The organism is Petrotoga sp. 9PWA.NaAc.5.4, from assembly GCF_002895485.1.
GTDB lineage: Bacteria > Thermotogota > Thermotogae > Petrotogales > Petrotogaceae > AZRK01.
The window spans coordinates 58903-85756 of the sequence record NZ_AZRK01000009.1 but is presented as its reverse complement, the minus strand read 5'-3'; the positions used below and the strand labels follow the sequence as shown (position 1 = coordinate 85756).

At 30.5% G+C, this 26854-nt stretch carries 21 protein-coding genes; 15 read left to right on the top strand and 6 right to left on the bottom strand.

Annotated features, from left to right (window positions below; all coding sequences use genetic code 11):
* Positions 1-462 precede the first annotated feature (462 nt).
* From X924_RS04060 to X924_RS04040, 5 genes are all read right to left on the bottom strand, one after another.
* Positions 463-2223: an ABC transporter substrate-binding protein gene (locus X924_RS04060; protein WP_121957667.1), complete on the bottom strand. Its 1761-nt coding sequence runs from the start codon at positions 2221-2223 to the stop codon at positions 463-465.
* Positions 2224-2252: 29 nt separating this feature from the next.
* Complete coding sequence (locus X924_RS04055) at positions 2253-3455, bottom strand: ABC transporter ATP-binding protein (protein ID WP_121957666.1); 1203 nt, start codon at positions 3453-3455, stop codon at positions 2253-2255.
* The gene (locus X924_RS04050; protein ID WP_369826022.1) at positions 3455-4513 is read right to left on the bottom strand and encodes an ABC transporter ATP-binding protein; all 1059 of its coding nucleotides are present in this window, start codon (positions 4511-4513) and stop codon (positions 3455-3457) included. The genes X924_RS04055 and X924_RS04050 overlap by 1 nt, the downstream gene beginning before the upstream one ends.
* Before the next feature lie 234 nt (positions 4514-4747).
* Complete coding sequence (locus X924_RS04045; protein ID WP_121957664.1) at positions 4748-5983, bottom strand: replication-associated recombination protein A; 1236 nt, start codon at positions 5981-5983, stop codon at positions 4748-4750.
* Positions 5958-6899: an NAD-dependent epimerase/dehydratase family protein gene (locus X924_RS04040; RefSeq protein WP_121957663.1), complete on the bottom strand. Its 942-nt coding sequence runs from the start codon at positions 6897-6899 to the stop codon at positions 5958-5960. The genes X924_RS04045 and X924_RS04040 overlap by 26 nt, the downstream gene beginning before the upstream one ends.
* A gap of 671 nt (positions 6900-7570) precedes the next feature.
* Here X924_RS04040 and hflK point away from each other — a divergent pair.
* The 15 genes from hflK to pyrF all read left to right on the top strand — a co-directional run bounded on the left by hflK (position 7571) and on the right by pyrF (position 25849).
* Positions 7571-8563, top strand: a complete 993-nt coding sequence (gene hflK / locus X924_RS04035; protein WP_121957662.1) for an FtsH protease activity modulator HflK — start codon at positions 7571-7573, stop codon at positions 8561-8563.
* Positions 8560-9420 carry a protease modulator HflC gene (gene hflC / locus X924_RS04030; protein ID WP_121957661.1) on the top strand — a complete coding sequence of 287 codons (861 nt, stop codon included), beginning with the start codon at positions 8560-8562 and terminating at the stop codon, positions 9418-9420. Before hflK ends, hflC begins: the two co-directional genes overlap by 4 nt.
* Before the next feature lie 30 nt (positions 9421-9450).
* Positions 9451-10152 (top strand): tRNA1(Val) (adenine(37)-N6)-methyltransferase, encoded by a 702-nt coding sequence (locus X924_RS04025; protein ID WP_158245310.1) that lies wholly within the window; start codon positions 9451-9453, stop codon positions 10150-10152.
* Positions 10153-10256: 104 nt separating this feature from the next.
* Positions 10257-11252 (top strand): DNA-processing protein DprA, encoded by a 996-nt coding sequence (gene dprA, locus X924_RS04020; RefSeq protein ID WP_121957659.1) that lies wholly within the window; start codon positions 10257-10259, stop codon positions 11250-11252.
* A gap of 116 nt (positions 11253-11368) precedes the next feature.
* The gene (gene glgB / locus X924_RS04015) at positions 11369-13555 is read left to right on the top strand and encodes a 1,4-alpha-glucan branching protein GlgB (RefSeq protein ID WP_121957658.1); all 2187 of its coding nucleotides are present in this window, start codon (positions 11369-11371) and stop codon (positions 13553-13555) included.
* A 362-nt stretch (positions 13556-13917) separates the two neighbouring features.
* Entirely contained in the window at positions 13918-14928 is a 1011-nt protein-coding gene (locus X924_RS04010; RefSeq protein ID WP_121957657.1) for a mannose-1-phosphate guanylyltransferase, read from the top strand.
* Between the two features lie 79 nt (positions 14929-15007).
* The gene (gene rpmE / locus X924_RS04005) at positions 15008-15223 is read left to right on the top strand and encodes a 50S ribosomal protein L31 (protein ID WP_121957656.1); all 216 of its coding nucleotides are present in this window, start codon (positions 15008-15010) and stop codon (positions 15221-15223) included.
* 254 nt (positions 15224-15477) lie between these two features.
* A complete protein-coding gene (locus X924_RS04000; protein ID WP_199172625.1) occupies positions 15478-15852 on the top strand; it encodes a S1 RNA-binding domain-containing protein in 375 nt (124 codons plus the stop codon).
* A gap of 658 nt (positions 15853-16510) precedes the next feature.
* Positions 16511-17773, top strand: a complete 1263-nt coding sequence (gene hisS / locus X924_RS03995; RefSeq protein WP_121957655.1) for a histidine--tRNA ligase — start codon at positions 16511-16513, stop codon at positions 17771-17773.
* A 92-nt stretch (positions 17774-17865) separates the two neighbouring features.
* Positions 17866-18732: a hypothetical protein gene (locus tag X924_RS03990; protein ID WP_121957654.1), complete on the top strand. Its 867-nt coding sequence runs from the start codon at positions 17866-17868 to the stop codon at positions 18730-18732.
* Between the two features lie 19 nt (positions 18733-18751).
* Positions 18752-20005, top strand: coding sequence for a DegT/DnrJ/EryC1/StrS aminotransferase family protein (locus X924_RS03985; protein ID WP_121957653.1), 1254 nt, complete (start codon positions 18752-18754; stop codon positions 20003-20005).
* A complete protein-coding gene (locus X924_RS03980; protein WP_121957652.1) occupies positions 19989-21854 on the top strand; it encodes a nucleoside-diphosphate sugar epimerase/dehydratase in 1866 nt (621 codons plus the stop codon). The genes X924_RS03985 and X924_RS03980 overlap by 17 nt, the downstream gene beginning before the upstream one ends.
* Positions 21855-21876: 22 nt before the next feature.
* Complete coding sequence (locus X924_RS03975; RefSeq protein WP_121957651.1) at positions 21877-22950, top strand: glucose-1-phosphate thymidylyltransferase; 1074 nt, start codon at positions 21877-21879, stop codon at positions 22948-22950.
* 20 nt (positions 22951-22970) lie between these two features.
* A complete protein-coding gene (locus tag X924_RS03970) occupies positions 22971-24575 on the top strand; it encodes an alpha-amylase family glycosyl hydrolase (protein WP_121957650.1) in 1605 nt (534 codons plus the stop codon).
* Positions 24576-25066: 491 nt separating this feature from the next.
* A complete protein-coding gene (pyrF, locus tag X924_RS03965; RefSeq protein WP_121957649.1) occupies positions 25067-25849 on the top strand; it encodes an orotidine-5'-phosphate decarboxylase in 783 nt (260 codons plus the stop codon).
* Positions 25850-25910: 61 nt separating this feature from the next.
* On the opposite strand, the gene arcC is transcribed toward pyrF, so the two are convergent.
* Complete coding sequence (gene arcC / locus X924_RS03960; protein ID WP_121957648.1) at positions 25911-26852, bottom strand: carbamate kinase; 942 nt, start codon at positions 26850-26852, stop codon at positions 25911-25913.
* Positions 26853-26854 lie beyond the last annotated feature (2 nt).

Below are 26854 nucleotides of genomic sequence, written 5' to 3'. Positions count from 1 at the left end.
GCCCTGAACCCGTTATAAATTCAAAAGCTTGTTTTTAGAAAGTTGTCATTTCTAAAGTACCTATTTATACTTTTTTACTCACTTTAAAAATTATGAAACTCAGATTCTACAAATTTTTTGACATTTAGTTTTTTCAAAAATACATCATCAATTTTAATCCTCACAAAATATGAATTTCTTTAACTTTTTCGCTACTTGCATGGAAAATAGATAGAAGACTTTACACTAAATCCACTTTAAATTCTAAAAATTATTACCCAAAAGATCTTAATTTCTAAATCATTTATTTTAAAAAATTACTGTCTTTCAAAATTCTACAGCCTAACTTTTATCTGCCTTTTAGATTTAAATTTTTAAAAAATCTTCATTTTTATTTTATATTATTTATAAATCATCTTATCTCTAATTTAAAAAGGCAGAAGGTTTCCCCTCCGCCTTCTCACATATATCGAATCTAAATTATTATTCTTTCCAAGCGTACTCGATTGCCCATAAACCAGGTGAATAAGAGTACCCATACGGATTAATCGTTCCATATTTTTCTACAGGATACAAATGCAAAGTATTTTTATGGATATTCAAATAATTTTGAGAAACAGTATAAACAAGTAATTGATTTTCAGCGATCAATAATTGCCATTCATCCCACAGTTTTTGGAGTTCTTCTTTGTCTAAAATAGAACGTTGAATTCTCATTATTTCGTCTATTCTTTTTTCTGCCGGATGTACCCAATATTCATTCGGATCTACCCAATCCATAACTTCTGGAGACCAATTCCAGAAATGTAAGCCTCCATCCAATAACCATACATTGCCACCCCAACCAGGATCGTCTCCACCAACTAACCCTATGATAATAGCATCCCAGTTCGGAGAATACATTCTTTGAACAAGTGCATTAAACTGTACAGGTCTATAGTTTACTTTTATGCCAAGTTTAGCCAAAGAATCTACGAGAATAACCGCGGTTTCATCTCTCATTGCATTCTCAGCATTAGTATTCAACTCAAATTCTACAACATTTCCGTTCCAGTCTATTAATTGACCTTTATCATTCCAAGAAAATCCTCCCTCTTGAAGTAATCTTCGAGCTGTAACAAGAGAATATCTGAAACCAAGATTTTCTACTTCTGGATTATAGAAAGCAGAAGAACTTGTTCTTGGACCGTAAGTTGGCTCTCCTAAACCATTGTACAAAGTATCTATAATAGTTTGCTTATCATAAGCATACGCAACAGCCTTCCTGAAATTATCGTTTCTAAACCATTCTCTATGAACAGGATCTGCCGCATTGAAATTAAAAGCAACAAAGTTAGAAGCCGCTGTGGTTGGACCTACTATTACTCTCCAACCTTTTTGTGCAGCTTTTGCTCTCAAAGAAGGGAAGTCCTTTGCTTGAGGCCCTATCATATCTATTTCACCGGCTTCAAATTTTAACCTTTCAACGTTCGTGTCCGAAACAATTTCAAAAACTATCCTATCAAGGTAAGGTAATTGAACACCGTCTTTTGATTTAGCAAAATAATAAGGATTCCTTTCAAGAGTTACTCTCACACCTTCAATATATTCCGTAACTCTAAACGGTCCTCCTACCACTATTTGATTAACCTGCTCAACAGTCCATGTGGACTGAAATGTTTCTGCATCGGTGACTTTGTCTTCAAGAACATGTTTAGGCATTATTGCAAAACCACCCAAAGTTTCAAATCCAAATCTAAATCTACTTGGATATTTGAACATAAGTTTATTACCTTCAACCGTTAGCTCTGGAAGGTTTCCCTCTGAATCCTTATAAAAATCATTACCATCAGCTGTTAAATCCGGGACTATAATTTTTTCCCATGTAAATACTACATCATCTATTGTCAATGGATGACCATCTGACCACTTTACTCCTTCTCTCATTACAAACCAATATAGAGTACCTCCATCTTCTGTAGTCTCAACGCCCCATTCCTTTGCAAGAGAAGGCTCCGTAGGTTGACCATAAAAATCGCTACCTAAAAGTGAAATATCTCCTTGGTTTATTACAACTGACGAAGAAGTCTCTTGAGCCCAGTATGTATTTAAGGTTTTTGGACCAGCTGTTGTTGCAAGGTAAAGAGTTCCACCTTTTTTCCCACCTTCTACATCAGCTATCAACCACTCAGGATTGTAAGCCTCCTGAGCAAAAAGTACTAATGTACTTAACAAAAGGACTAAAACCACTAAAAACTTTTTCATGCATACCCCTCCTTTTTTGTTATTTTCGTTTAATGTAATTTACTGACTTCCTTATTCTTTGAAAAATTTTCTTCTGCTTGATATAAAAAGCATGCTACTTGATGTTTTTCATTAACTTTATAAAAATCTGGATAATTTTCTTTACATAGGTTCATTGCAAATCTACATCTTGGATTGAAAAAACATCCTTTAGGTCTATTAACTGGACTTGGCACTTGTCCCTTTACAAGGTACTTTTTTCTGTCTCTTCTCTTCTTAGGATCAGGTAATGGTGCAGCTTCAAGTAAAGCTTGAGAATATGGGTGTAAAGTATTGTCAAATATTTCAGTTCCATCTCCATATTCTACGACCCTTCCTAAATACATAACCCCTACATGATCCGAAATAAACCTTACTAATCCCAAATCGTGAGAAATAAAAAGATATCCAACTTTAAATTCTTTCTGTAACTCTTTGAGTAAATTAATTATTTGTGCTTGAACTGAAACATCAAGTGCTGAAGTTGGCTCGTCTAAAATTATCAATTTAGGATTTAAAATTATAGCTCTTGCTACTGCAACTCTTTGCCTTTGTCCACCAGAAAATTGATGTGGATATCTATCTGAATGATATGATTTTAAGCCTACTTTTTGTAAAATATCAAGTACAATATTTTTAGCTTGAAGCCTATTTTTAGCAATTCTATGAAAAAGCAAAGGTTCCATCAACATCTGACCCACGGTCATTCTTGAATTTAACGAAGAAGTTGGATCTTGAAAAACAATTTGAACACTTTTTCTAAATTGCGCTCTTTTATCATCAATGCCTCTATACATGTATTCAAAGAACTTTTCCTTACCATTATCGAAATAGTATTTGAGATATTTTTTTTCAACATCCTCTACTTCTTCTAAAACTTTTTCTTTACTTCCAAATTTATCTAAAAATTCATCTGCTTTATCAATGTATTCTCTTTGTAAATATTTTATCCCTTCTCTTTTACTCAGAAAATAATGTGATGTCTCTTCATCGTTTAGGAATATTTTGCCTGTTGTCGGGTCTTCTAATCTTAAAATAGTTTTCCCTACAGTTGTTTTTCCACAACCAGATTCTCCAACTAAACCATATGTTTCATTTTCATCTAACTCTAAGCTTACTCCATCCACTGCTTTTATATATCCTACTGTTCTATCTATCAAGAACCCTTGTTTTATAGGAAAATATTTTTTGAGATTTCGAACTTTTAAAAGCATTAAAGTGCCTCCTTGCTGCTATCTAAAAATTTTGAGCCATCTTTAGAAAATGTTGTATTAGGATTAAAACATCTCAAAAAATGATCTTCTTCAATTTCAACAAGATCCGGCCATTCTTTCTTACATTTATCTATTGAATTTTGACATCTTGGCAAAAAAGGGCACAATGGAGGTGGATCAAGCATCACTGGAGGCTGACCTTTTATAGGATTGAGCTCCTCTTTCTTTATATCATGCCTTGGAATACATGAAAATAGTGCATTAGTATATGGATGCATAGGTTTTTCAAATAATGTATAAATGTCTGCTACTTCCATCTGTGTACCACCGTACATAACCATAACTTTATCTGCAATTTCAGCAATAACAGATAAGTCATGAGTTATATATATTAAGCCCATTTCATATTCGTTTTGCAAATCTTTCATCAATTCTAATATTTGAGCTTGAATGGTAACATCTAAAGCAGTAGTTGGTTCATCAGCTATAAGAATTTCAGGATTACAAGAAAGGCTTATAGCTATAACTATCCTCTGCCTTTGCCCGCCTGAAAACTGAAAAGGATAATTATCTATTCTTTCATCAGGATTAGCTATTCCTACATCATCTAAAAGCTTTATAGCTCTCTCTCTTGCTTCATCAATTGACACGTTCTGATGATATACTATAGTTTCTATCATTTGATCAGCTATTGTAAACATTGGATTCAACGAAGACATTGGATCTTGAAAAACCATGCCTATATGTTTTCCTCTTATTCTAGTAAAATCTTTTGATTTTATCTTTGCAAGATCTACATATTCTTTTTGACCTTTTTTATTAAACTCATCGGTATAAAACAAAATCTGACTATCTTCCGTAACATAACCAGGTTTCTTTATTAAACCCATAACCGACTTCATCGTAACACTTTTACCTGATCCCGTTTCTCCAACAATACCCAGTGATTCATTTTTATTTAAGGTAAAAAAAACTTGATTTACAGCTTTTACTGTTCCTTCTGCTATAGGAAAATGAGTACTTAAATTTCTCACATCAAGTATTGGTATATCCAATATATTCACCTCATCAGCTGATTATAAGTTCGAATCCTATTATTTTTTATTTCTAAAAAACCTTTATTTATTATGTCTCCATTAATTATAATATATGTGAACACGAATTGTCAAGCAAGAAAAGTTTAAATAAACAATTTTATTCATATTTATTAACAATTATTTGTTTTTGGTGAAAAATATTTCATTGTTCCTTTTTCATTTTTAAAAAATGAAAAAAAATTCATTTTCACGTTTTTAATATTTTTTTTGATCTTTCCATAGTTCTTTTAATCTTTCTTTTATCCTTTTTTCAACGCCAATATCTTTGGGAGTAAAAAACTGTAGTTTTTCAAAACCTTCAGGCATATAACTTTCTTTTACAAATCCTCCATAATCGTGAGGATACTTATAATTTAAACCGAATCCTTGTTTTTGCATCGTTTTATTTAAGGGATTTATTAATTTGGCAGGTATTTCAAAATTATTTTGACTTATAAATTCTTTAGCTTGAGCATAAGCTAAATAAGACGAATTAGATTTTGGACATGCACACAAATAAAGTGTTGCTTCAGATAAAGGCAAATAACATTCAGGATATCCTATATGTTCTGTTGCCACCATCGCAGAAACTGCTATGTTTATAGCGTTAGGGTCAGCTAAGCCAATATCTTCTGAAGATAAAATAACCATTCTTCTTGCAATATACATAGGATCTTCACCGCTTTCTAACATGTAAGCAAGATATAAAATAGCGGCGTCTGGATCACTACCTCTTACACTTTTTATATAAGCAGAAATGAAACCATACTTACTTTTTATATCATAATTCAATCGATATCCTGTGAAATCTTTCAACAATTCAAGAGTTATTTGATTATTTCCAGCTTCTTTAGTAGTTTCTATTAAATTCATTATTCTTCTTATATCTTTTCCAGCGTATTCGACGAGTGCTTTTCTTGCTTCTTTTTCTATTCTTAAATCACCATAATATTTTTCAATATTATCAAATAAAATTTCATAATCTTTTTCGGCAAGTTCGTTAGTCTTGAAAACTAAGATCCTGGATAGTAATGCAGGGTTAATGCTAATAGCAGGATTTTCGGTTGTCGCTCCTATCAGCGTTAATTCACCTGTTTCAACGCTTAAAAGTAAAGTATCTTGTTCTGCCTTATTAAGTCTATGTATTTCATCCACAAACAGTAGTTTTGATTTCGAAAAAAGGTTGTTTTCTTTCTCTATAATACTTTTTATCTTTTTCTTACCTTCAAGAGCACCAGAAATAGAATAAATTTCATATAAATCTTTAATGTCATTTAATAAAGCTCTAATTATAGTTGACTTTCCACTACCTGGCTCTCCCCAAATAACGAAAGATCTTATTCTTTTATTATTTACCCAGGTTTTTAGTATTTCTTTTAACTTTTCATTACCTAAAATATCTTCTATCTTTTGAGGCCTGATTTTTTCATATAGAGGTTCTGTACCAGTCAATAGTGTTCTTCACTCCTTCTTGAAGTTTTAACTTTGGATACCAACCTAAAACTATTTTTGCCTTATCGTTTGAAAGCAAACTAACATTTATATCTCCGGCTCTTTGGGGTTTATAAATGGGAAATTTATTATATTCTGTTTCTTTCTTCATAATATTAAAAAGTTCATTTATTGTGGTTTTTGAATTTGTAGAAATGTTAATAACTTCTTTATCACCTTTCTGCAAAGATAAGATATTCGCTTCAACAACATCGTATACATGTATAAAATCTCTAACTTGCTCTCCATCTCCATAAATATATGTTTCTTCATTGTTTAACATTTTTTCAGTAAAAATAGCTACTACACCTGCTTCCCCTTTAGGAGTTTGCTTAGGTCCATAAACGTTTGAATATCTCAAAATTGAATAGTTCAATGAATATTGATCTGAAAAAAATCTTATATAATGTTCACTCGCCAATTTTGAAATAGCGTAAGGACTCATAGGATGTGGGCAATATTCTTCACTTGTTGGTATTGGTGCATTATCCCCGTATATTGCACCACCTGTAGAAGAAAAAATAAGTTTCTTGACCCCATACTTTAAACAAAGTTCCAATAAATTTAAAGTGCCCATTATGTTAATTTCTGCGTCTTTATTAGGATTTTTAACAGAATCAGGAACAGAAATTTGTGCCGCCAAATGAAAAACATAATCAAATTTATGTGATTCAAAAATCATATCTAAAACCTTATAATCTCGAATATCCTGTTGATAAAATAAAGCTAACGGTGATAAAAAATCTGCATTCCCTGTTGAAAGATTATCTACCACAACTACAGTATGACCAATTTCTATCAGTTTATCTACAAGGTTAGAACCTATGAATCCTGCTCCGCCTGTAACAAGTATTTTGTATTTTATTTTTTCTTCCATAAATACCTCCCAAATTCTAAACTTTTACTCACTTTAAAAATTCCGAAAATCAGATTCTATAATTTTTTGAATCTTAGTTTTTTCAAAAATACTTCCTCAATTCTAATCTTTACAAAATATGAAATCCTTTAACTTTTTCGTTATTTTTACCAAAAGAAATGGAGAAGGGCTCCGCCCTGGACCCGCTTTTAAATTCAAAAGCTTATTTTTAAAAACTTCTCATTTCCAAAATCTCTATCTAATCCTCAATTCTAATCTTTACAAAATATGAATTCCTTTAATTTTTTCGCTACTTGTACCGAAAGAGGGAAGAAGGGCTCCGCCCTGGACCCGCTTTTAAATTCAAAAACTTATTTCCTAAAAATTCTTTTTGCTAAAATACTTACACGTTTAAAATAAAAACATTATTTCTTTGCTATTTTTGAATTGTAGAAAGATGTTATATACAATGGTTTTGTCTCTGCGTTCTAAAACAAGAGGTTTAATTGATATTTTATCTCAGACTTTTATGTGGATTATTTTTATATTATAACATTCATTGCCGAATTCTGTATCTTTTGTTAAAGATTATTTTTTGTAAATTAAGTAGCAATAAATGAAACTTTTATGTTATAATTATTTTTAACTAATTAAAATTTCGTGTTTTTGTAAATTTGAAGGGAGGAAAAAATATGGCTGAGTATGAAATTTTTGATCCAAACGAGGAATTCAGAGAAAAAAATAAAAATGGGAACAATAGATGGAAAGGTATTATAATTATCATAATTATTGTAGCCTTAGGCGCATATTTCCTAACTGGTGTTTATCAAGTTGGACCTTCAGAAGTTGCTTTGGTGAAAACTTTTGGTGCTTATACTTCAACTACAGGGCCTGGCATACACGTTCATCTTCCTTATCCTTTTCAATCTCACGTTAAAGTTAATGTAAGAACTATAAATAAAATAGAAATTGGATTTAGAACTTTTGGCACTGGCCCAACTCTAAGTTATAGAACAGTGAATGAGGAAGCAAATATGATAACAGGTGATGAAAACATTATTAGTATAGAAGCTGTAGTTCAATATAGAATAAACGATCCTATATCTTATGCTTTTAATGTTATCCAAGGGCACGACTTAGTTAAAGTTACTTCTGAAAGTATCTTAAGAGAAAGGGTTGCCCTTTCTAATTTGGACGATGTTTTAACCACTGAAAGAGATAGAATAGCCATGGAATCGGCCCAAATCATACAAGAGATTCTTGATTCTTACAATTCGGGTATTCAAATTGAAAATGTTTATCTTCAATCAGTTAATCCACCGAATCCGGTAGTGGCTGCATTTGATGATGTAAATAACGCAAGACAAGACCAAGAGAAATTTATAAATGAAGCTAGAAGATATACAAACAATATAATACCAAAAGCCGAAGGAGAAGCTCAAAAAATTTTAAATGAAGCTCAAGCCTATGCTTACGAGCAAGTTGCTAAGGCAACAGGTGAAACAGAAAGATTTAAAGCGATATTATATGAGTATCAGAACGCTGAAGAAATAACAAGGAAAAGGATGATTCTTGATTCTGTTGAACAAATGATTTCGAATGCTAATATTAAAATTCTATCAGAAAAAGGAAATAGCTTAAATTTACTTGATTTAAGCAAATTAATTGGTGGTGATATGAAATGAAAAACACTACTTTATGGGCAATAATAATTATTATAATATTTTTGGGTGTATTTTTTTCATTAACTTCTTTTTACATTGTGGATCAGACTCAGCAAGCAGTTGTTTTAAGATTTGGTCAAATAAAAAATGTAAAGACAGACCCTGGTATCTACCTAAAGGTTCCTTTTGTTGATAATGTTGTTAAATTAGATAAGAGATACATGATTTATGATATCGCACCTGAAAGAGTTATAACAGCTGATAAAAAAACTATAATTTCTGACACATATGCAATATGGAGAATAGTGGATCCTCAAAAATTTATAGAAACTTTAAGAACTGTTGAAGTAGCTCTTAATAGGTTAGATGACATAGTATATTCTCACGTTAGAGATGTAATTGCGAAGTATACATTTGAGGAAATACTTTCAAAAAAAAGATTGGAAATATTGGATGAAATAAAAAATCGCAGTAAAAATTCTTTAGAAAGTTTTGGTATAGAAATTGTTGATGTTAGAGTTAAAAGAACTGATCTACCACAAGAAAATGCTCAGGCAGTTTATGAGAGAATGAATGCTGAAAGATATTCTATTGCTTCACAAATACGAGCAGAGGGCGAAAGAGAAGCCCAAAAAATGCGGTCAGAAGCTGACAGACAAGCAAGCATGATAATTTCAGAGGCTAAAAAAGAAGCCGAAATAATAAGAGGAACAGCCGAAGCGAGTTCCACTGCTATTTATTCTCAAGCATATTCTTTAGACGAAGATTTTTTTGAATTGCAGAGAATAACTAATATCTATATAAATTCTTTTGAGGACAGTATTTTATTTATTCCAACAGATTCACCTCTACTTAAATATTTCTATGAACTAGAGTAATAATTCATTAATTTAAATATGGTGCATGAAATGAATTTCAAAGATAAAATAGGAAAGATAGATCAAATCTACAGAAATTTAAATTTAAGATACCCTAATAATTCACATCTACCCACACACGCGAGTGTATTATTGATAGCAACTGTGCCTGTTAAACCAAATTGTTCTATAGTAGAGTTAGGAAGCGGTATAGGACATGTTAGCTTAGTCCTTGCAAAATTATATGAAGATATCAAGATTACTGGAATTGAAATACAGCGGGAATTATATAATTTTTCTATATTTAATAAAGAATCAAATAACATAGAAAATGTAGAATTTATAAATATTGATGCAAGAGATGTAAGTCGCCATTTTCATGCAGAATCTTTCGATTTTTTGATTTCCAATCCTCCACACTATTTTGAAGGATTAAAAAGCGAAAAAAAAGATAGAAGAGAAGCAAGATCTGCAGAAAGCATAGAAATCTTAGGAGATTTCGTCTATGCATCAAAATTTCTTTTAAAAAACAAAGCTTTAGGCTGTTTTGTAATTCATCCATATGTTTTGTCAGATTTTTTATTTTTTTTAGAAAAAAACAACTTGAAACCACAGCATATATATATAGCATACGGAAACAAAGATAAACAAGCCCAACTTGTTTCTGTGATCTTTAGAAAAAATGGAGGTAGAAATTTTGTTATTCATGCTCCAATATTTTTCTCAGATTGGAAAAGGCAACAGGGACTTTAGAAATTATAATTTTCAGAAAATGAGCATCTGAATTTAAAATAGGTCCGACAGAGATCTTAAAATTTCTAAAGATAGTATTTTACCAAATAAAGGAGACTTAAAAGTTGAATGTATTAGATATAATAGCTCTTAAAGAAGGATACAAAAAATCTAACAAAGAAATAATAGAAATAGTTAAAACTTGTACTTTGCCCACTTTATTTAAGGAAGATTTTGAGGATAGAAAAAGACAATTAGTGAAACAATTAAACCAAGTAAAGGATTTAAAGATATTAAGTTACTGGGATGATGAATATCCTGAACTATTAAAAAATATAAGTGATCCACCTGTTATACTTTACTTCATGGGAGATATTTCACTTCTTAAAAGTAACACTGTTTCTATTGTTGGAACAAGGAAACCCACTAATTACGGCAAAACTATATGTGAAGAAATTGTAAAAAATCTAAATGCTTACACCATAGTAAGTGGTATGGCATATGGTATCGATGCAATAGCTCATCAAAATGCTAAAAAAACAATAGCTATATTTGGCAACGGCATTGATATAATATATCCTAAATCAAATGAATGGTTGTATCACAAAATCAAAAAAGAAGGACTAATAATTTCTGAATATTTTCCCGGAACTAAAGCTGCTAAATATACTTTTCCATATAGAAATAGAATAATAGCTGGTTTATCTGAAAAAACTATCATTGTCGAAGCCGCAAAGAAAAGTGGTTCTTTAATAACTGCCAGATACGCCTTAGACTATGGAAGAGAAGTAATTGCTGTTCCTGGAGATATTACGCGCCCAAACTCCTATGGCACAAATTATTTGATTTACTCAGGAGCCATTCCTTTGCTTTCTTTTAAACATTTGCAGGAAATATTCAATATTAATGAATATGAAAATACCTCTTTAGTTGAAAGTGAAAATAGCGGTTTAGCAGAAAAGATTTTAAAATTAATTGAGGAAGGCACGGATAATTTAGATACGATATGTGACAATTTACCAGAAGAAGATATTTCTTTAATTTTATCAACTATTTCTCAATTAGAGATTATGGGGAAAATTTCTCAGGAAAATGGAAAGTATATTGTTAAATTCAGATAATTTAGAAACGAATAATTTTTAAAAGTAAGCGTTTGAATTTATATTAAACCCGGTGCGTTTAAGTTTTAGAATTTTTAAAGATATTATTATATTAAATTCTAATGGAGAGTGATAACATGCCTATTTTAAATCCTCAAGAAGTTGAAATGTTGATAAATGGGGATTGCCATGATCCTTTCATTTATTTAGGACTAAGAAAACTTGATAATTCACATTTGGTAATAAGGACAATTCAACCTTTTGCGTCAGAAGTACAATTGATAACCAAAGACAAAAAAATAAAATTAGAAAAAATACATGAAGCGGGACTCTTTGAAAAACAAGTGGAAGGGAGCGAATTTTTCGACTATGAATTTGAATGTATTGCAGAAGATGGTCACAAATGGACTTACAAAGATCCTTACTCTTTTTTACCTATAATTTCTGAATTTGATAGATATCTTTTCAATGAAGGAAATCATTATAAAATTTATGAAAAATTAGGCGCACATCCGATGAAAGTAAATGGAATAGAAGGTGTTTTATTCGCAACGTGGGCTCCCAATGCAAAAAGAGTGAGCGTAGTGGGAAATTTTAATAATTGGGATGGAAGGGTTCATCAAATGAGAGTATTAGGTTCTTCTGGTATATGGGAAATTTTTATACCAGGAGTGGTACAAGGAGATCTTTACAAATTTGAAATAAAGACACAATCAAGTGAATTATTATTAAAAACTGATCCTTACGGTACCTTTTTTGAAGTAAGACCTAAAACTGCTGCCATAGTTTACGATATTGAGAATAAATACAAATGGAATGATTCAAAATGGATGGAAGAAAGAAAAAATAAAAATTGGTTTGAAGAACCGATGTCAATCTATGAAGTGCACTTAGGTTCTTGGGCGAGAAAAGATGAAAATGAATTCTTAAGTTATATCGAACTAGCGAATAAACTTTCTAAATACCTTAAAGAACATCATTATACACACATAGAGTTACTTCCTGTGGCGGAACACCCTTTAGATATTTCTTGGGGATACCAAGTTACAGGATATTTCGCTCCTACAAGTAGATTCGGTAAACCTGAAGAATTTATGTACTTCGTTGATATTATGCACCAAAATGGAATAGGAGTTTTCATTGATTGGGTACCAGGCCACTTTCCAAAAGATTCGCATGCTTTAGGAAGATATGATGGTACGGCTCTATACGAACATTTAGATCCAAGATTAGGCGAGCATAAAGATTGGGGTACATATATATTTAACTACGGAAGACATGAAGTAAAGAACTTTTTGCTTTCCAACGCCTTATTTTGGCTTGATAAATACCATATTGATGGCTTAAGAGTGGATGCAGTAGCATCTATGCTTTATCTTGATTACAGTAGAAACCCTGGAGAATGGGTACCAAATAAATACGGAGGTAGAGAAAATTTAGAAGCTATTGATTTTATAAAACAATTAAATACAGTAACATATGAATATTTTCCTGGAATATTAACTATTGCAGAAGAATCAACAGCTTTTCCAGGAATAACAAAACCTGTGGATGCTGGGGGATTAGGTTTTTCATTTAAATGGAACATGGGTTGGATGAATGATACCTTAAGATATTTTAGTAAAGATCCTATATTTAGAAAATATCATCAAAATGATCTCACTTTTTCTTTGATTTATGCATTTTCAGAAAATTTTATACTTTCTATTTCTCACGATGAAGTAGTTCATGGAAAAAGGTCTCTTTTAGAGAAAATGCCGGGTGATGATTGGCAAAAGTTTGCTAATTTAAGACTTTTTTATTCTTACATGTATGCTCATCCCGGAAAAAAACTATTATTTATGGGTGGAGATATAGCTCAAAGAAAAGAATGGGATTGTTTACATAGTCTTGATTGGCATTTACTCGAATATGAACCTCACAATAAAATAAATCTTTTTGTAAAAGACCTAAATGAATTATACAAAAAACATAGATCTTTATTTGAAATAGATCACAGCTACGAAGGGTTTGAATGGATAGACTTTAATGATTATGATAATAGTGTTATATCGTTCATACGAAAAGCCAAAGATTCTGAAGAAATTATGATTTGTGTATTTAATTTCACACCAGTACCTCGAGAAAATTACAGAATAGGGATACCTAAAAAAGGAGTATACAAAGAAATTTTTAATACAGATTGGACTGAATATTATGGTAGTGGAGTAGATAACCCAAAAGAAGTTTATTCACAAGATATTCCCTTTCATGGAAGAGATCAATCAATTATAATAACTTTACCCCCATTAGCCGCATTATATTTTAAATACATAGCGAAGTAATATGTAATATACTATTAATATACTATTAGTCTCAGAAATTTAAGCTTTAAAATTTTAAAAGATCTATATTATAATTATAAGATAGATACTTTATAAATAAAGATTTTTGAGAAATAAGATTTTGATTTATAGTGAGTTCAGAAAGGGATTTCATTGCGATGACCAAAGACGTGTTAAGTTAAAAATCTTTTATGGTGCAGCATACCATTGATTTTGGTGGTGAAGAAATTAAAAAATAGACAATTATTTAAAATTAGAATAGTGGATGTCTTTTTGAAAAAACTAAGTTTTAAAACATTTATAAAATGTAGATTTTATAATTTCTGCAGCAAGTAAATAATTATAAGAAAATGGAGGTAAAAATGAAAGCCATAATTCTTGCAGGTGGTTCGGGAGAGAGATTTTGGCCTTTATCAAGTTCTGAAAAACCAAAACAATTTTTAAAACTTTTTTCAGATAAAAGTTTAATCAGGGAAACCTTTGAGAGATTGACTTATAAAATGAATATAAACGATATATATGTAATTACATCAGAAAATTATTTTGATCTGACATTAAAAGAACTTCCGGAACTTCCCAAAGATAATATCATATTAGAACCAATTCCAAAAAATACCGCTCCAGCTTGTATGCTCGGCACAAAGTTAGCTGAAAATAATGAAACTTTAATCATACTTCCTGCAGACCATTACATACCAAGTAAAAAAGATTTTTGGGAAACTTTAGATATCGCAATAGTTGGCGCTGAAAAATATGAGGGTTTATTTACAATAGGAATTAATCCAACAAGACCTGAAACTGGTTTCGGTTATATTGAAGCTGGCGAAAATATAGAATCTAATATTTATAAGGTCGTTTCATTTCACGAAAAACCTAATTTAGAAACAGCTAAAAGTTTTTTAGAAAAAGGAAATTTTTTTTGGAATAGCGGCATGTTCGTGTGGAAAAAGAATACTTTTTTGAAAGAAATAAATTTATATGCTCCAGAAATATATAAAGAACTTATAAATGTTGATCCAAAAGATTTTTCTCATTTAAAAAAAGTTATGCCTAAGGTTGAGAAAATAAGTATAGATTATGCCCTTATGGAAAAATCGAAAAATGTTTTTGTGGTCAAGTCAAACTTTATATGGTCGGATGTTGGAAACTGGGTATCAATAAGGGAATTAACAGGGTACAGTGACAAAGATCTTAATGTTGAAGTTATAGATGGTGAAAATGTTTTTGTCAAATCAGATAAGTTCGTTGGTGTCATAGGTTTATCAAATATTATAGTGGTAGAAAGTGAAAACGGTATATTAATAGCAGCCGAAGAAAAGGCTCAAAAAGTTAGAGAAATTTCTCAAAAACTTAAAAAGCTTGGTAAATTCTAAAAAATGACTATATTTGACATATTTATATCAACTATGATATAATTAAATGAAAAGATTTAACAATAAAGAGGTGTTAGGAGTGAAGTCGGGTATACATCCAGAAATGAAACTTATAACTGTTAAGTGTGCATGTGGTGCGGAACATACACTGTATTCAACTATAGATAATTTTAGATTAGATGTATGTTCTGAATGTCATCCATTCTATAAAGGTGAATTGGGTTCACAAATTTTGGACACTGAAGGAAGAGTTCAGAAGTTTAAGAATAAATATAAAGATTTTTTGCAAAATTAAACATTATAAATTATATTATGTAGGGGGGATTTATCAGAAAGCTAAATAATAGGTAAATTCAGTTAAAAAGTTAAAAAGCTTTGTTCGATTGATCCTTGTTGGCGACATTTTATGTCGTTAATCAATCGAAAATAGATAAAATTTGTGGAGGTGAAGACCATCGCCAGGTCCAAAATACTTTTTATGAAAAATAAAAAGGATATTACGGCTTAACAAGGTTTTCGTAATAAAAAAAAACGGGCGAGGTATAAACTGTGGTTAATGAAAGTATATCTGTGGGAGATTTCGTTAAAGGTAAAGTAGTTGACATTAAAAAGTTTGGAGCTTATCTTGAATTAGAAAATAAAGAAGAAGGTTTTGTGCATATTTCAAAAATATCTAAAAAATATGTTAAAGAAATAAGTGAATTTCTTGAAGTGGGACAGGAAGTTGAAGGTAAAGTTATCGGTAAAACAAAAGATGGAAAGTATGAATTGTCACTTAAAGATATTTCTGTAGAAGAACAAGACTCTGAAATCAAATCTGAATCTTTCGAAAAAAGATTAAGCCAATACCTAAAAGATAGTGATAAAAAGATTTCTGAGTATAGGAAACATCTTGATAAAAAACGCAATATAAGAAAAAGATAAAATATAAAAAATATAGAAATTAGAGGGAGCTATCGCTCCCTCTAAATTTTTGTGGTAAAATACTTTTTAGAAGGCATCGAGATATATTGCTTTATTTTTTACTTTTTATATATTAAACACCCTATTTTCTAAAAATGAGGGTTTGAATTTTAAACAGGTTCGAGAAGAAGCCTTATTCCCCTCGTTGAAAGTCTGTCAGACTGAAAGTTTGAGAGGGCGTAACATATCCTTTACTAAACGTAGCAAAGAAGTTAAAAAAAATCATAGTTAGCAAGTAATAGATAGGGACTTTAGAAATGAAAGTTTTCTAAAAATAAGTTTTTGAATTTAAAATGGGTTCAGGGCGAAGTCCTCTCTCTTCTTTTTCGGTACGAGTACTGAAGAAGTTAAAGAAATTCATGGTTAGCAAGTAATAGATAGGGACTTTAGAAATGAGAGTTTTCTAAAAATAAGCTTTTGAATTTAAAATGGGCTCAGGGCGAAGCCTTCTCTTTTCTTTCTCGGTACGAGTATCGAAGAAGTTAAAGAAATTCCTGTTTTGTAATGATTAGAATTGAGAAGTTATTTTGAAAAAGTAAAGCGTGAAAACATTTATAGAATCTGAGTTTTATAATTTCTAAAGTGAGTAAAAATTTTACTTCTAAGGAGGACATAAATTTTGGGCACTTATAAAAGAATAAAAGGAACAAAAGATATTTTTGGAGATGAAATTGATTACTGGAACTACGTTGAAGATACTGCCAAAGATTTATTTCATAGATATGGTTTTATGGAAATTAGAACCCCTATTATGGAAGAAGAGGAACTTTTTAGTAGAGGAATTGGGCAAGATACTGATATAGTTCAAAAAGAAATGTATACATTTGAAGATAAAAAAGGTAGATTAATTACATTAAGACCGGAAGGGACGGCCCCCGTTGCTAGAGCTTACATTGAAAATTCTTTGATAAATTTAGGATCACCACAAAAATTTTTTTACATTGGACCTATGTTCAGGTATGAAAAACCACAATCTGGAAGATATAGAGAATTTTATCAAATAGGGGCAGAAATTTTTGGAACAGATCATCCTTTAGCTGATGCTGAACTTATAGTTTTAGTTTTTGATTATTTAACAACCTTAAAATTAAACAATTTTAAAATTAAAATTAATAGTATAGGAACTCCCAAAAGCAGAGAAAATTACAAAAAAGCTTTGAAAGTTTATTATGAACCACTTATACCAAATTTATGCGAAGATTGCAAAAGAAGATTTAACACTAACATTTTGAGATTGCTTGATTGTAAAATAGACATAGAGACTGCAAAGAAAGCACCTTCTATTCTTGATTATTTAGATGAAGAAAGCCGTAACGATTTCGAGAGTTTAAAAAAATATTTAGAAATATTTGAAATCCCTTATGAAATAGATTCAAGAATAGTTAGGGGATTAGACTATTATTCTAAAACTGCTTTTGAAGTAATACATAAAGATTTAGGAGAGCAAACTGTAATTGTAGGGGGTGGGAGGTATGATAATTTAGTTGAACAATTAGGCGGTCCAAAAACCCCTGCAGTTGGTTTTGCGTTAGGCATAGAAAGAATTATCGAAGCACTAAAAAAGGAAGAAGTCAAAATAAAAAAAAGAGCTTTAATTGATGTATATATAGCTTTTCAAGGGGAAAGAGGCCAAATAGAAGGCATAAAGCTTTCTAAAGAATTAAGAAAAAAAGGGATAAAAACCTTTTTAAATATTTCTCAAAGAAATCTCAGTGGACAGTTTAGACATGCAGATAGATTGAACGCTAGATTTACATTAGTTTTAGGGGAAGATGAAATTTCAAATGACATAGTAACAATAAGAGACATGGAAAGTGGTGAGCAAACTCAAGTTGAAAGAAGCTGGGTAACTGAAATAATCTTAGAAAAATTAAATGAATGAGGTATTTTTGAAAAAATTTAAAGCTAAAAAATTTGTAAGACTTAAGTTTTGGAATTTCTAAAGATAGTAATAAATAATATATGGAGGTAAAAATGATTATAATAAGACCCATATTAATTTTGGTAGGCTTTGTATTATACTACATTCCAATATTACAGTTTGTAGGAATAGCTTTATTATTTTTTAGTTATCACATCCTAATTAAAAATAGAAAAACACATATTGAAAGAATGAAAAAAGTTTATGAATCAAATAATTGGAACTTCCCTGAAATTGATAAAAAAAATCCTTTTATTTGGTTTATTTTATACGTTATCTCTATTGTTATTATGTCTATTTTCTACACAGTTATCATAGAACAAATTGCTTCCTTAAGTTTAGAAGAACTACAAAATTTTGTCTTACCATCATGGCCACTTTATTTAATCTTGGGAGTTTTTGTATTGAGTTGGATTTCTTATTCCAATATGATCAACAGAATAATTAAGGATCAATGGCAGCTTCAAGAATCAGAGTTACAACATCAAATTGTCAAAAATAGATTCATAAAACTAAGAGATGGAAATGTAGCCATGCTTTTTAGAATCATAACTTTAGATTTATATGAGTGGTTTTTATTATTTTTTATGGTTAGAGAAACGACCATGCATTACTTTGAAGATGGTTCTATAATGGAAAACCCTATTGTAACTACTGAAGAAGTATCCACAAACCATATATCGCAGCAAGAGAATGATTCAGATGAGAATTCAAAAGTAATGGAAGATGAAGAAGAAAAAATATATGATCTAATAGTAAATAAAATAAAAAATGTAACCGAAGAGGAAAAATATAGTGCCATTTTTTCAGAAATAACCTCTATAATAGATAAAGATAAAGCCCAACGAGTTTTAAAAAAACTTTTGGACAATAACTATATTACTCAAAGTGAATATGAAAAAATAAAAAGTTTTTTATAAACAAATAGGAGATGATATTTTGTTTGTTCCACTTTCTGGGGCAGATATAACAGAAACTGAAAAAGAGCATGTATCTAATGTACTTAATTCTGGAAGATTGGCTTTAGGACCTTACCTTGATAAATTTGAGAACATTGTAAAAGAATACATCGGCTCAAAATATGCTGTTGCTGTTAACAGTGGAACTTCAGCATTACATCTTATTGTTAAGGCTTTAAATTTTAATAAAGGACAAAAAATGATAGTAACTCCTTTTACTTTCATATCTTCAGCCAATGTTGCTTTATATGAAGGAGGGGTTCCTACATTTGTTGATATAGATCCTTTTTCTTATAATATTTCACAAGAAAATTTAAAGTATTTTGTCGAGAATAATCTTGAAAAGAATGTTAAACTTTTTATGGGAGTAGATATTTTTGGCGTTCCTCTTGATTGGGATAAAGTATATAAATTGCTTCCAGAAAATGTAAATATAATTGAAGACTCATGTGAAGCTTTAGGAGGAGAGTATAAAGGTAAAAAGTTAGGTACTTTTGGGCAGGCAGGGGCATTTGCTTTTTACCCTAACAAACAAATTACTACCGGAGAAGGCGGGATAATTGTAACAGACAACGAAGAATTATATGACATATGTAAATCCATGTCTAACCAAGGCAGAGGCAAAAGCGGAGAATGGCTAATAAGCGAAAGATTGGGTTATAATTATCGCATGGATGAAATGTCTGCGGCTTTAGGTTATGCTCAGATGACAAGAATAAGCGAGATTAGTAAAAAAAGATCTGAAAAAGCTTATAATTACTTTGAATTATTTAAGAAAGAAAAAAGTGTTGTATTGCCATACATTCCCAAAGAGACAACTTCACAAAGTTGGTTCGTTTTTGTCTTACGCCTAAATTTAGATTGGATAAAAGAATTTGTTAGTATTCCTAACTGGGTAGTAAATTATGAGTTACCTATAAAAATAATAGGTGAAAAAAATCGTGAAGAATGGAAAAATATCATAGAAAGATTAAGAAATTTTTTATTTACATTTCTTAAAAAATTAAATGAAAGAGGAGTTCAATCTAAAAATTATTTCCATCCTGTTCATCTTCAACCTTTTTATCAAAAATTTTTTGGTTATTCTGAGGGAGATTTCCCAAAAGCGGAATTAACATCTTGTTTAACCTTTGCTATACCTTTTTTCAGTAATATAACCTTTGAACAACAAGAACATGTATACAAAGTTGTTGTTAAATGTTTGCAGGAGACAAAAAATGAAATCTCTTTCTAAGAGGTCTTTCAAATTAATGATCATTGATTATCTTTTATTTTTTGCTTCTTACATAATAGCTATGTTTATAAGATTCCAACTTGATTTTGCGGAAATGAGTAAATATTTTTCTCCCTTAATTTTGTTTCCTATTGTAATGGTTTTAGCCTTTTATTATTCAGGTATATATAAGTATATTTGGCGTTTTGCAACCCTTAATGAACTAAAACCTTTATTTCAGAGTACTTTAATTGGTTTTTTAATAAACATTTTTATGTTTGAGGTACTGAGAAGATATGTTACAAATTTTTTTGTATTACCTTTTAGTGTTGCAGCAACCGCATCTATTGTAGGTTTAGTTCTTGTTTCTGCAAGTAGGGTATATTGGTTTTCAAAAAATTACAGAAAAAACACAAAACATCTTCAAAGTAGCAAAAATATTTTGATAATTGGAGCCGGTGATGCTGGTACAGAATTATTAGAAGAATATGAAAGACATCCTGAAGAAGGATTCGTAGTTGGATTTTTGGATGACGATATAGAAAAAATTGGAAGAAACATACGTGGTTATCCAGTTTTAGGAAAAACAAATGAAGTTATGGAATTTGTTGAAGATTATAATATTAAAGAAGTTGTTATAGCTATTCCAAGTGCTTCATCTGACCAAATAAAAACAATAATAAACCATATTGATACAACAAAAGTAAGGATAAAAACTTTACCTGGTATTTTAGAAATATTGGACAACAAACTTTCACTGGGATTTTTAAGAGACGTAGATATATCAGATTTGTTAGGAAGAAAAGAAGTTAAAGTAAATTTAGACGAGATCAAAAACTATGTTAAAGGGAAAAAGATCTTAGTAACAGGTGCTGGAGGAAGTATTGGATCAGAAATTTGTAGGCAGGTACTGCCCATGAATCCAGAAATACTGTTTTTACTTGGAAAAGGTGAAAACAGCATTTTTCAAATAAAAAATGAGTTGGAAGACAAATTCCCCAATGCAAAGATAGAAGAAATAATAGCAGATGTTTCTGATGAGAATAGAATGAGGCACCTTTTCTCGAAACATAAATTCGATGTTGTTTTTCACGCTGCGGCACATAAACATGTCCCATTAATGCAGAAGAATCCTACTGAAGCTTTGAAAGTTAACACTCTCGGTACTTATTATACAGCTAAACTTGCGGGGGAATTTGGAGTTGAAAGGTTTGTGTTTATTTCAACAGATAAAGCAATTAAACCAACTTCTGTCATGGGTGCTTCAAAAAGATTGGGAGAAATGGTTATAAAATCTTTGTCAGAATCTTTTAAAACGAAATACGGTATTGTGAGATTTGGAAATGTTTTAGGAAGTAGAGGAAGTGTGATTCCAATATTTAAAGAGCAAATTAAAAAGGGAGGTCCTGTTACTGTAACTCATCCAAAGATGAAGAGATATTTTATGACTATACCAGAAGCAGTATCCCTGGTTTTACAATGCGGAGAATTTGCTCGAAAATCAGAAATATTCGTACTGGATATGGGAGAGCCAGTAAATATTGATCAATTGGCAAGAGATTTAATAAGGCTTTCTGGATATATTCCGAATCAAGATATAAAAATTGTTTATACAGGTATTAGACCCGGTGAAAAACTTTACGAAGAACTTTTCCTTCAAGATGAAAATTTTGAAAGAACAAAAAACGATAGAATTTATATTGCTAAAACAACTAACAATTTTTTCAATAAAAATAATTTGAAGGCTTTTATAGATAAAGTCAATAAAATTATTACAGAAGAAGACTTAATCAGTTTGGAAAAATTTTTTAAAGATTACATAGAAGATTCAAAAGTTGATTTAACAACGATCAACTATATCGATGAATAACATTAAAAGGAGGAATATGTCGATGAAAGCATTAATACTATGTGCAGGTAAGGGAACACGATTAAGACCTTTAACTTTTACAAACGCAAAACCTTTAATACCTATTGCAAACAAGCCTACTATCATGTACAGTTTAGAGAAAATAAAAGAAGCTGGAATAATAGACATAGGATTAGTAGTGAGTCCCGAAAATATAGAAGATTTTCAAAAAGTTTTAGGCGATGGAAGTAAATTTGATTTAAAAATAACTTATATAATTCAAGAACACCCTCAAGGGCTTGCACATGCTGTAAAAGTTTCTCAAAGTTTTATCGATTCAGACAATTTTGTAATGTACTTAGGAGACAACTTAATAAATTTTGACCTCAAAAAATTCATAGAGAAATTTAAGCAAGGAAGTTTTGAATCTTATATTTTGTTAACTCCAATTGACAATCCCTCAAACTTTGGGATTGCTGTAATTGAAGATTCAAAAGTTGTAAAAGTTATTGAAAAACCGAAAGATGCTCCATCTAATCTTGCCATAATTGGTGTGTATATATTTACTCCTAAAATATTTGAAGCTATAGACAATATTTCTCCTTCCTGGAGAGGGGAACTTGAAATTACAGACGCTATTCAATGGCTTATAGAAAACTCAAAAAATGTTGGTGCCTATATAATAGATGGATGGTGGAAAGATACAGGAAAACCTGAAGATCTTATCGAAGCAAATAGAACCATATTGGGTGAGTTGAGAGATATATCGATCGAAGGAGATGTAAGGCAAGATTCTTTAGTTCAAGGTAAAGTAAAAATTGGAAAAAATACTAAAATTATAAATTCGGTAGTTAGGGGACCAGCTATAATAGGTGAAAATACGACAATTAATAACGCATATATCGGACCATATACAAGTATTGGGGACGGAGTTTATATTACTTCCTCAGAGATAGAAAACAGCATTATATTAAACGATGCAAACATAGCGAATATTTCTCTTAGAATTGATTCTTCTATTATTGGAGAAAATGCTACCTTGATCTCTGCAGAACGAAAACCTTATTCCATAAAACTTATTGTTGGAGATTATAGCAATATACAAATCCCAAAATAAAATTTTTGAGGTGTTAAACAATGAATGAATTATTAGAAAGAATAAAAACGTTGTGGAACAAACTTTATTTTAATAAATATCAAGAAAAATTAGACGAATTTATAAACTTTTTGAAAACTAAAAAAGATTTCATAACATACATGCCTGAGGATAAGTTTTGGTACAAAAAAGGATTATTATATTCAACTTATGTTGATTTGTTTGCAGGCAATTTTGAGAAAATGACAGAAAAATTAGATTATCTGAAGGATTTAGGAGTTACTATACTATGGTTACTACCTATATTAGAATCTCCAATGAAAGATCAAGGGTTTGATATTTCAGATTTTTATAATGTCAGAAAAGAGTTAGGAGGAAACGAAAGCTTTTTTAAATTTGTTGAAGTAGCTCATGATAAAGGCATCAAAATTTTATTTGACATTGCAATAAACCATACTTCCATAGAACACCCTTGGTTTCAAGAAGCAAAAAAATCGAAAGATTCAAAATATAGAGATTATTATATTTGGAGTATTGATGATAAAAAATATTCTCAAGCTCGACTTTTATTTAAAGGTATGGTAAATAGCAACTGGACTTATAACCCAGAAACAAACGATTACTATTTTCATAGGTTTTATGAGATACAGCCCGATTTAAACTATAAAAATCCTGACGTATTGGTAGAAATGATAAAAGTCTTTACTTTTTGGAAAGAACATGGCGTAGATGGCTTTAGAATGGATGCAGCTCCTTTTCTTTGGAAAGAAGAAGGAACTAACTGTGAAAATTTAATTCAAACTCATTGGATTTTAAAAATCTTTAGAGCTTCTTTAGATTATTTGAAAGAGGGAACCGCTCTTATTGCTGAAGCAAACCAACCTCCAAAAGATGTTGTAGCTTATTTTGGTAACTCTGATGAATGCCATGTAGCTTATCATTTCCCAGTTATGCCTAAGATATTTTTAAGTATAGCCGAAAGTAATCCGAACTATATAATAGATACTCTTTCTGAAAAAATAACTCCTCCTATTCCCAAGGATTGTCAATGGTTTGTTTTTTTAAGATGTCATGATGAGTTAACATTAGAATTTGTTGAACCAGAGGAACGAAAAAAGATGTTAAAATATTATCTTCTTGATAATAGATGGATCTTTAGGGAAGGGGAAGGAATTGCCGGTAGATTATATAATCAAATGAATAAAGATTACAGAAAAGTATTGTTAGCTTATTCAGTGCTATTTTCTTTAAAAGGAACACCTATAAATTACTACGGTGACGAAATCGCAATGGAAAATAACGAAGAATTTTATAAAAAAATGACCGAAAAAATTGGTCACAAAGATTCAAGATTTTTCAATAGAGGTCCTTTTGATGATAAAAAAATGTTAGAAGCGTTAAATTCTTCTGAAACGGATAGCTATAAAGTGTTTCATGGTATTAAAAAGATGATTGAAATAAAGAAAGAAAATGAAGAATTATTTTCAATGGAACCAATATACGAAAATGTCAACGGAATCTTTAAAGTTAGTAGAAAACTCGAGAAAAAATCACTTATTATTTATAATAATCTAACCCCTAAAAGCCAAATCATAGATAACATAGAAATACAAGCTTATAGTTATTTTTGGAAAGTTGATCTTTAGTAGAAATTTATTAAAGTTAGATTGTTCCATAAGGATTTTGGAAATGAAGATTTTCGAAAAATAAGCTTTTGAATTTAAAACGGATTCAGGGCGGAGCCCTCTCCCCTACTCTTCGGTACAAATACCGAAAAACTAAAGAAATTAAGAATTAGTAAGGGTTAGAAGCAGGAAGGTATTTTGTAAAAAGTTAACCGCTGAAATATCTATAAAATGCGAAGTTTCGAATTTTTAAAGTGAGCATATATTGTTTGATAGGGACTTTAGAAATGAGAATTTTTTAAAATTAAACTTTTGAATTTAAAATGGGTCCAGGGCGGAGCCCTTTCCCCTACTCTTCGGTACAAATACCGAAAAACTAAAGAAATTAGGAATTAGTAAGGATTAGAAGTGGAGAGGTGTTTTGTAAAAAAACAATTCTAAAACATATATATAATAAGGATTCTAGAATTTCTAAAGTGAGTATATATTTTTGATATAAGGAGGGTTGTGTCTTGTTTTTAGATAAACTTAAAAAAAATCAAAGAGAAAAAAATTCTTTTATATGTGTTGGTCTTGATAGCGACATAGAAAAATTACCAGCACGGTTTAGAAATGAAGGAGTTAAAGGTATTGAAAACTTTAACAAATATATAATAGATCAAACTTACGAGCATGTTTGTGCTTATAAAATAAATATCGCTTTTTACGAGATGCTCGGATATAAAGGCATTCAAGCTTTTGAAAACACTGTAGAATTTCTTAAAACTAATTTCGAAATTCCTGTAATAATCGATGCAAAAAGAGGGGATATCGCAAATACAGCAAAAGCATATGCAAAATATTATTTTGAATATTTGAAAGTAGACTCTATTACAGTCAATCCATTAATGGGTTTAGACAGCTTGGAACCTTATTTATTATTTCCTTCCTCACATATATTTGTTTTGGCTTTAACTTCCAATCCTGGAGCAAAAGATTTTATTATTCCAAACAAGTTATACTTACAAATATTAGAAAAACTAAATTTTTTAAAGAATACATATACTAATCAAATAGGCGCAGTTATAGGAGCTACACAAAAAGAATATTTTGAAGAAATATTAGAAAAATATAGAGGTTTTAACTATTTAATCCCTGGGATAGGTAGTCAAGGAGGATCTTTAGAAGATATTACAAAGCTTATAAATAAAGGAGAAACGGTCGTTATTAATGTTTCAAGGAGTATAATATTTTCAGAAAATCCCAAAAAAGCTATTTTAGAATATCAAAATCTCCTGAACAATATACAATTTTAAAATTTAAAATAAGGACGGAATTTTAAAAACTCCGTCCTTATTTTATAAATCTCTATTAAAATTATTTTTTAATTATTGTTCCTGTTCTACCTTCTAAGGCCTCACTTAACTTCCCTAAATCTGTTATTAAAGCCTTCCTTCCTGTTTTTTCAACAAAATCTATGCACGCTTCTATCTTTGGTAGCATACTTCCTTTTGAAAAATGTCCTTCCTGAATATACTTCTTTGCTTCATTTATATCCATTAAAGATATAGCCATTTGATTTGGTTTATTATAATTAATGAAAACTTTTTCCACCGCTGTCAGAATAATAAATTCATCTGCATCAAGCTCTATTGCTAACAAAGCCGATGCTCTATCTTTGTCTATAACACCTTCCACGCCTTTTATTTCATTGTTTTCTTTAATGACTGGTATCCCACCTCCACCAGCAGCGATAACAATATTATTATTCTGGACAAGTTTTTTAATTGAATTTATTTCAACAATATCCAAAGGTTGAGGAGAAGGTACAACCCTACGCCACCCTCTTCCTGCATCTTCTATCATATCCCATCCTTTTTCTTTAATTAAATACTCAACATCCTTTTCGTAATAGAAAGGACCTATAGGTTTCGAAGGATTCATAAATGCAGGATCATTTTTACTAACTAAGACTTGAGTTACTATACATGACACTTCTTTGTTAATATTCTCTTTAATTAAAACATTCTTTAAAGATTGAACGATCATATAACCTATATATCCTTGGGTCATTGCTCCGTTTACATCTAAAGGAAAAGGAGGAACAATATCTTTAGCTGCTTCTTGTTGTAACAAGATATTCCCAACCTGTGGGCCATTTCCATGAGTAATCACCAATTTATAATCTTTCTTTACTAACTCAACAAGACATTTAGAAGTAAATTCTAAATTTTTTAACATATTTTCAACAGTAGGAGATTCTTTAGACTTGTTTAAGGCATTTCCTCCTATAGCTACAATTGCTAACTTTTTATCCATCA